Source organism: Amycolatopsis sp. NPDC048633 (assembly GCF_040650695.1).
Lineage (GTDB): Bacteria > Actinomycetota > Actinomycetes > Mycobacteriales > Pseudonocardiaceae > Amycolatopsis.
In genome coordinates this window covers 1-6,439 of record NZ_JBEZHS010000084.1, presented here as the reverse complement: position 1 = coordinate 6,439, position 6,439 = coordinate 1, and the positions used below count along the sequence as shown (strand labels likewise).

Annotated in this window: 6 protein-coding genes; 3 read left to right on the top strand and 3 right to left on the bottom strand. The window is 71.1% G+C overall.

All coding sequences use genetic code 11. From position 1 onward, the window contains the following. Positions 1-134: 134 nt before the first annotated feature. Entirely contained in the window at positions 135-2,702 is a 2,568-nt protein-coding gene (gene pepN, locus AB0C38_RS49370; protein WP_360688676.1) for an aminopeptidase N, read from the bottom strand. A gap of 161 nt (positions 2,703-2,863) precedes the next feature. On the opposite strand from pepN, the gene AB0C38_RS49365 reads away from it, so the two are divergent. Beyond that, positions 2,864-3,484, top strand: coding sequence for a DsbA family protein (locus tag AB0C38_RS49365; protein WP_360688670.1), 621 nt, complete (start codon positions 2,864-2,866; stop codon positions 3,482-3,484). Here the strand turns inward: AB0C38_RS49365 and AB0C38_RS49360 are convergent. Together AB0C38_RS49360 and AB0C38_RS49355 are read right to left on the bottom strand one after the other, a co-directional pair. Further along, positions 3,481-4,290, bottom strand: coding sequence for an MBL fold metallo-hydrolase (locus AB0C38_RS49360; protein ID WP_360688667.1), 810 nt, complete (start codon positions 4,288-4,290; stop codon positions 3,481-3,483). The two genes, AB0C38_RS49365 and AB0C38_RS49360, sit on opposite strands and share 4 nt — an antisense overlap. Beyond that, a complete protein-coding gene (locus tag AB0C38_RS49355; RefSeq protein WP_360688673.1) occupies positions 4,287-5,003 on the bottom strand; it encodes a 2-phosphosulfolactate phosphatase in 717 nt (238 codons plus the stop codon). Before AB0C38_RS49355 ends, AB0C38_RS49360 begins: the two co-directional genes overlap by 4 nt. A 51-nt stretch (positions 5,004-5,054) precedes the next feature. On the opposite strand from AB0C38_RS49355, the gene AB0C38_RS49350 reads away from it, so the two are divergent. Both AB0C38_RS49350 and AB0C38_RS49345 read left to right on the top strand, forming a co-directional pair. Further along, complete coding sequence (locus tag AB0C38_RS49350; RefSeq protein WP_247055431.1) at positions 5,055-5,528, top strand: ribose-5-phosphate isomerase; 474 nt, start codon at positions 5,055-5,057, stop codon at positions 5,526-5,528. Next, positions 5,528-6,337, top strand: coding sequence for a DNA-formamidopyrimidine glycosylase family protein (locus AB0C38_RS49345; RefSeq protein WP_360688664.1), 810 nt, complete (start codon positions 5,528-5,530; stop codon positions 6,335-6,337). Before AB0C38_RS49350 ends, AB0C38_RS49345 begins: the two co-directional genes overlap by 1 nt. Positions 6,338-6,439: the final 102 nt, after the last annotated feature.

Sequence of the window (6,439 nt, the reverse complement as noted above, 5' to 3'; positions counted from 1 at the left end):
GCGACGCGTCAGTACGGGAGCTGGTGACCCGCTGCCGGGCCGAGCGCCCCAATGTGGCCTTCGGTGCGTTCAACGCACCCAAGGCGGCCTTCGGTGCGTTGAACGCACCCAAGGCCGCCTTGGGGCGCTCGCTGTCAGGCTTGGGCGTCGAAGTCCCGCGCCGCCAAGGCGCGCACGATCCCCGCCCTACCCTCCGAAACCAGCCGGCGCAGAGCCTGCGAGTGCTCGCCCTTCAGCCACTCGTCCGACGCCGTCACCGTGTCCGGGGCCACCGCCCACGACGGGTACAGCCCGATCGCGATCGGCTGCGCTCGCTCGCTGGAGCGCCGCTGCCACACCTCGTCGATCACCTCGAAGTACTGCGGGACGTACCCGCCGAGCAGTGCCTTCTGGCCCGGGTGGGAGAAGCCCGAGATGAGCGAGTCGCTGACCGCGTTGGGCAGCTCGTCGTCGTACACCGCGCGCTGCCACGCGTCGGCCTTGGCCTCCGCCGTCGGTCGCAGGGCCCGCGCGCGCTCCGCCTGGCGGCGGCCCGTCGCCGTGTTGTCGCGGGCCAGCTCGGCGTCGATCTCGGCCGTGTCCGCCTTGCCGTGCGCCACCAGTGCGTGCAGGAGCCGCCAGCGCAGGTCCGTGTCCACCGACAGGCCGTCGAGCGGCGCCGACCCGTCCAGCCAGCCCGCCAGCACCGTCAGCGACGCATCGTCCAGCACCGACCCGGAGAGGGAGTTGACGAACGCCAGCTGGTGGTCCGAGCCCGCTTCGGCGCCGCGCGCGAGCTCGAGCAGCCGCGTGGTGAACGCCGGCCAGCCGCGCGAAGCCGCCCACTTCTGCTCGGCGTAGGAGTTCAGCGCGGTCTGGGCCTGCAGCAGCAGCCGCTGGACGACGCCGACCTCGGACTCGGTGTGGATGCCGCGCTGCACCAGCGTGACGAAGTCGCGGGCCTTCAGCTCGGCCTCGCGGGTCATCTCCCACGCCGCCGACCAGCACAGCGTCCGCGGCAGCGGCTCGGTGATGTCGGCGACGCGGTCGATCAGCGTCGTCAGCGACGCCGGGTCGAGCCGCATCGTGCAGTACGTCAGGTCGTCGTCGTTGACCAGCACGAGCTTGCCCGCGGGCCGGCCGACCAGGGCGGGCACCTCGGTGCGCTCGCCGTCGACGTCCAGCTCCACGCGCTGGGTCCGGACGATCTTGCCGGAGCCGTCCTCGTCGTAGATCCCGACGGCGACGCGGTGCGTGCGCAGCTCACCGGCGCCCGGCTTCGCGCCGGACTGCACGACGGCGAACGACGTGAAGTTCCCGTCCGCGCCGACCTCGTAGCGCGGGCTCAGCGAGTTCAGCCCGGTGGTCTCCAGCCACTGCGCGCTCCACCACGACAGGTCGCGCCCGGACGCCTCCTCCAGCGCGCCCAGCAGGTCGGCCAGGGTCGCGTTGCCCCACGCGTGCTTGCCGAAGTACACCTTCAGGCCGTCGAGGAAGTGGTCCAGCCCGACGTAGGCGACGAGCTGCTTGAGCACGCTCGCGCCCTTGGCGTAGGTGATGCCGTCGAAGTTCACCTCGACCGCGTGCAGGTCGACGATGTCGGCCGCGATCGGGTGCGTCGAAGGCAGCTGGTCCTGCCGGTAGGCCCACGACTTCTCGATGTTCGCGAAGCTGGTCCACGCGTTCTTGTACTCGGTCGCCTCGGCCTGCGCGAGCACGCTCGCGAAGGTCGCGAACGACTCGTTCAGCCACAGGTCGTCCCACCAGCGCATGGTCACCAGGTCGCCGAACCACATGTGCGCCATCTCGTGCAGCAGCGTCTCGGCGCGCCGCTCGTAGGCGTAGCGGGTGACGCGGCTGCGGAAGACGTAGTCCTCGAGGAACGTCACCGCGCCGGCGTTCTCCATCGCGCCCGCGTTGAACTCCGGGACGAACAGCTGGTCGTACTTGGAGAACGGGTACGGGGTGCCGAAGTTCCGGTGGTAGAAGCCGAAGCCCTGCTTGGTCTCGGTGAACAGCCTTTCGGCGTCCATGTGCTCGGCCAGCGACGCGCGGCAGTAGAGGCCCAGCGGGATCGTCTTGTGCTCGTCGGTGTACTCGTCGCGCCACTCGGCGTACGGCCCGGCGATCAGCGCGACCAGGTAGGTCGAGAGCCGCTCGGACTCCTTGAACACCGTGCGGACGGCGCCTTCGGGCGTCTCCTCGGCGGACTCCGCCGCGGTGTTCGCGATGACCTTCCAGTCCTTCGGCGCGATCACGGTGAGCCGGTAGACCGACTTGAGGTCGGGCTGGTCGAAGCAGGCGAACATCCGCTTGGCGTCCGCCGTCTCGAACTGCGTGTACAGGTAGACGGTGTCGTCGACCGGGTCGACGAACCGGTGCAGGCCCTCGCCGGTGTTCATGTACCGGCAGTCGGCGGTCACGGTGAGCTCGTTCGCCTCGGCCAGGCCGCCCAGCGCGATGCCCTTGTCCTCGACGTACGCGCTGATGTCGACGTCCGTGCCGTTCAGGGTCGCCGAATGCACGCGGTCGGCGACGATGTCGACCCACGTCCGCTCGCCGGCCCGGGCGCTGGAGAACCGCACGGTCGTCTTCGACGCGAAGGTCTTCTCGCCGGGGCCGCCGTGGCCGTCGGTGAGATCCAGCTCGATGTCGTATCCGGTGACGTCGAGCAGGTCCGCGCGCAGCTTGGCTTGGTCGCGGGTCAGGTTGGGGGCGGGCACAGGCACCTCTGGTCGTTGGTATCGGTTTTCAACTCCCCGCATCCAATCATGGGGACGGGGTGGCGGGCGATGGGGAACAAGCCCGGGTCCCCGGGTGTTGGCGCGTTGTGTGGGGGTGTGCCCGCCCCCGGACCGGACCTGACTTCGCACAGGAGTACCTGATGACCGCTGCCGAGCAGCCCACGAAGGTCGATTTCTACTTCGACCCGATCTGCCCGTTCGCCTGGATCACCTCGCGCTGGATCCTCGAGGTGGAAAAGCACCGCAACCTGGACCTGAGCTTCCGGGTGATGAGCCTGTCATACCTGAACTCGGGGCGTGACGAGCTGCCGCAGGAGTACAAGGACCTGCTGGCGAAGGGCTGGGGCCCGGTGCGCGTGGCCGTGGCGCTGGCGCAGCTCAAGGGCGAAGAGGTGCTGCGCGACTACTACACCGAGTTCGGCACCCGCTACCACAACCAGGGCAACAAGGACCGTGACGCGGTCATCAAGGAAGCCCTGGCCGCGGTCGGCGCGCCGGCCGAGCTGTTCGACGCCGCGGACTCCACGGAGTACGACGAGGCGCTGAAGAAGAGCCACCACGAGGGCATGGACCCGGTCGGCATGGACGTCGGCACACCGACGATCCACATCGACGGCGTCGCGTTCTTCGGCCCCGTGCTCAGCTCGATCCCGCGCGGCGAAGACGCGCTGAAGGTGTTCGACGGCGCCGTCGCGCTGTCGAGCTACCCGGACTTCTTCGAGCTCAAGCGCACCCGCACGGGCGAGCTCAACTTCGACTAGAGCGTCGCGAGGGCGGCCAAGGTGACGTCGCCGGGGTAGCGGGAAGCTGCCACGGCGGCGGCCTCGGTCGTCTCACCGCGGCCCATCGCCGACTTGAGCGCGATCAGCTCGTGCAGACCGTGGCGGTGGTAGCGGACGAAGTCGGCGTCGACCGGGTCGCCGTGCCCGGGCACGATCACCCGCGGCTGGAGCGCGAGGAGCGTGTCGAAGGTGTCCGGCCAGGCGGTCAGGTCCGATTCGCTGCTGAAGGAGAACGCGCTGAAGCCGTGTTCGGCGTTCTCGACGATGTCTCCCGCGAAGAGCACGTCCGCGTCCGGCACGTGCACGACGACGTCGTGGTCGGTGTGGGCCCGGCCGGGGTGCAGCAGGACGGCCGTCCGGCCGCCCAGGTCGAGCTCGGTCCGGTCGGTGAACAGATGGTCGGGGACGACGAACGTGGTGCGCGCGATGGCGTCGGCGGTCTCCGCCTTGCCCTCTTTGCGGTAGTAGGCGATCCAGTTGGCGCGCGCGTCTTCCGCGTACTCGGTCAGCTCGGCGCGGCAGCCCTCGTGCGCCCAGACGGCGCAGGGCGTGAACCGCTCGGTGCCCCAGGTGTGGTCGAAGTGCGCGTGCGTGTAGACGACCGACCACGGCAGCGACGTCCGCTCGCGGACCGCCGCCGCCAGCTCGGCGCCCTGCTCGAGGTCGCCCCGGGTGTCGATGACCAGGCAGCGCTCGGCGCCCACCACCAGCCCGACGGTCAGGTCCAGCTCCGCGTAGCGGCGCGCGTGCACGCCGTCGGCGACCTCGATCCAGCGCCCGCTCATGCCAGTACTCCTTCGTTCAGGACCGGTGCAGCATCGCTCACGTCGAGCCGCGCGGCCAGCCCGACGTCCCCGCCGTGGCCGGCCTCGGTCAGCTCGCGGCCGGAGACACAGCTCGCCAGGGCCGTGACGTCGACCGATCGGGCGGCGAGCGCGGCTTCGGGGGACAGTGACAGGCCGTGCCGGGCCAGCGCGGCGGCGATCGCGCCGGCGCCCATCTGGTCTTCGACGCAGGGCCGCAGCGGACCGAACGTGTCACCGCGGCCGAACATGTTCACGCCCCAGCGTTCCCCGGCGGCGACGAGCCCGACCGGGCCGCCCAGCTCGTGCGCCTTCGCGGCGACGGCGGAGGCGTTGCGCAGGCAGCCCGCCAGTACTCGCGCGCCGGTCGCCGCGGCGGCGTCGCAGAGCGTCGCGCCGTTGGGCGAGGGGAGCGCGAGCAGCGTTCCCGGCGGGATTTCCGTCACAGAAGACGGCCTGAGGGTGAACGCGCCTTCGCCCGCGATCACGGCGCCGGCCGCCCGCGCCTGCGCCACGCCGCGTTCGTCGCGCCAGCGCACCGGCAGCACGCGGCCGCCGCGGCCGACCACGAGATCCGTGGTGGTGCTGAACGAAAGCACGTCGACGACCACCAGCACAGCGCATTCCCGGCCGAGCGCGGCGACGCCTTCGCCGCCCCAGTCGAGCCGGACGTCGTACCCCGTCTGCTCCCAGATCCCCACCCCCGGAGCATGCCCGAAACCGGCCGTGATGGCAGACTCCCAGCCGTGCGTGTCTACTTGGGATCCGACCATGCCGGTTTCGAGCTGAAGAACCACCTCGTCGCCCACCTGGAGAAGCAGGGCCACGAGGTCACCGACATCGGTCCGCGGGTCTACGACGCGGCCGACGACTACCCGGCCTACTGCGTCGAGACGGCGTTGCGCGTGGTGGCCGACGAGGGCAGCCGCGGCATCGTCGTCGGCGGCTCCGGCAACGGCGAGCAGATCGCCGCGAACAAGGTCCCCGGTGCGCGGGCCGGCCTCGCGTGGAGCGTCGAGACGGCCAAACTGTGCCGCGAGCACAACCACGCCCAGCTGATCGGCGTCGGCGCCCGGATGCACACCGCCGAGCAGGCCACCGAAATCGTCGAAGCCTTCCTGGCGACGGAGGTCTCGCCGGAGGAACGGCACGCGCGCCGCGTCCAGCAGCTGCTGGACTACGAGCGCACCGGCACCCCGCCGGCACTGCCGGAGGCCTGATGCCCGAGGGGCACACGCTCCACCGGCTCGCGCGGCTGCACAAGCGCCGGTACGCCGGTGCCCCGGTCGAGGTGAGCAGCCCGCAGGGCCGGTTCGCCGTCGAAGCGTCCCGTTTGGACGGTCAGGTGTTCGCCGGCGCCCAGGCGTACGGCAAGCACCTCTTCCACGACTTCGGTCCACACGGGATCGTGCACATCCACCTGGGGCTCTACGGCACCTTCGGCGAGTCCCCGCTGCCCGCGCCGGAGCCGGTGGGGCAGGTAAGGCTGCGGCTGGCCGGCCGGACCCACTGGACGGACCTGCGCGGGCCGACCCGGTGCGAGCTGCTCTCGCCCGACCAGGTCGACGCGATCAAGGCGCGCCTCGGCCCGGATCCGCTGCGCCGCGACGCGAAACCCGAGTGGGCCTGGGAGCGCGTCTCGCGGTCGAAGACCTCGATCGCGGCGCTGCTGATGGATCAGGCGGTGCTGGCGGGCGTCGGCAACGTCTACCGCGCCGAGGTGCTGTTCCGCCACGGCGTCGCACCGCTGACCCCGGGACGTTCGCTCGACCGGGCGTTGTGGGACGACCTGTGGGCCGACCTGGTGGTGTTGATGCGCGACGGCGTCCGCGTCGGCCGCATCGACACGGTCCGCCCCGAGCACCTGCCGGAGGCCATGGGCCGCGCGGCCCGGGTGGACCGCCACGGCGGCGAGGTGTACGTCTACCGCCGCGCCGGGCAGCCGTGCCTGGTGTGCGGGACACCGGTGGCGAACTCGGAACTGGTGGGGCGCAACCTCTACTGGTGCCCCACCTGCCAGCCGGCCTGACCCCAAGCGCCCCAATGTGGCCTTCGGTGCGTTCAACGCACCCAAGGCGGCCTTCGGTGCGTCTGACGCAACCAAGGCCACATTGGGGCGCTTGAAACCAGA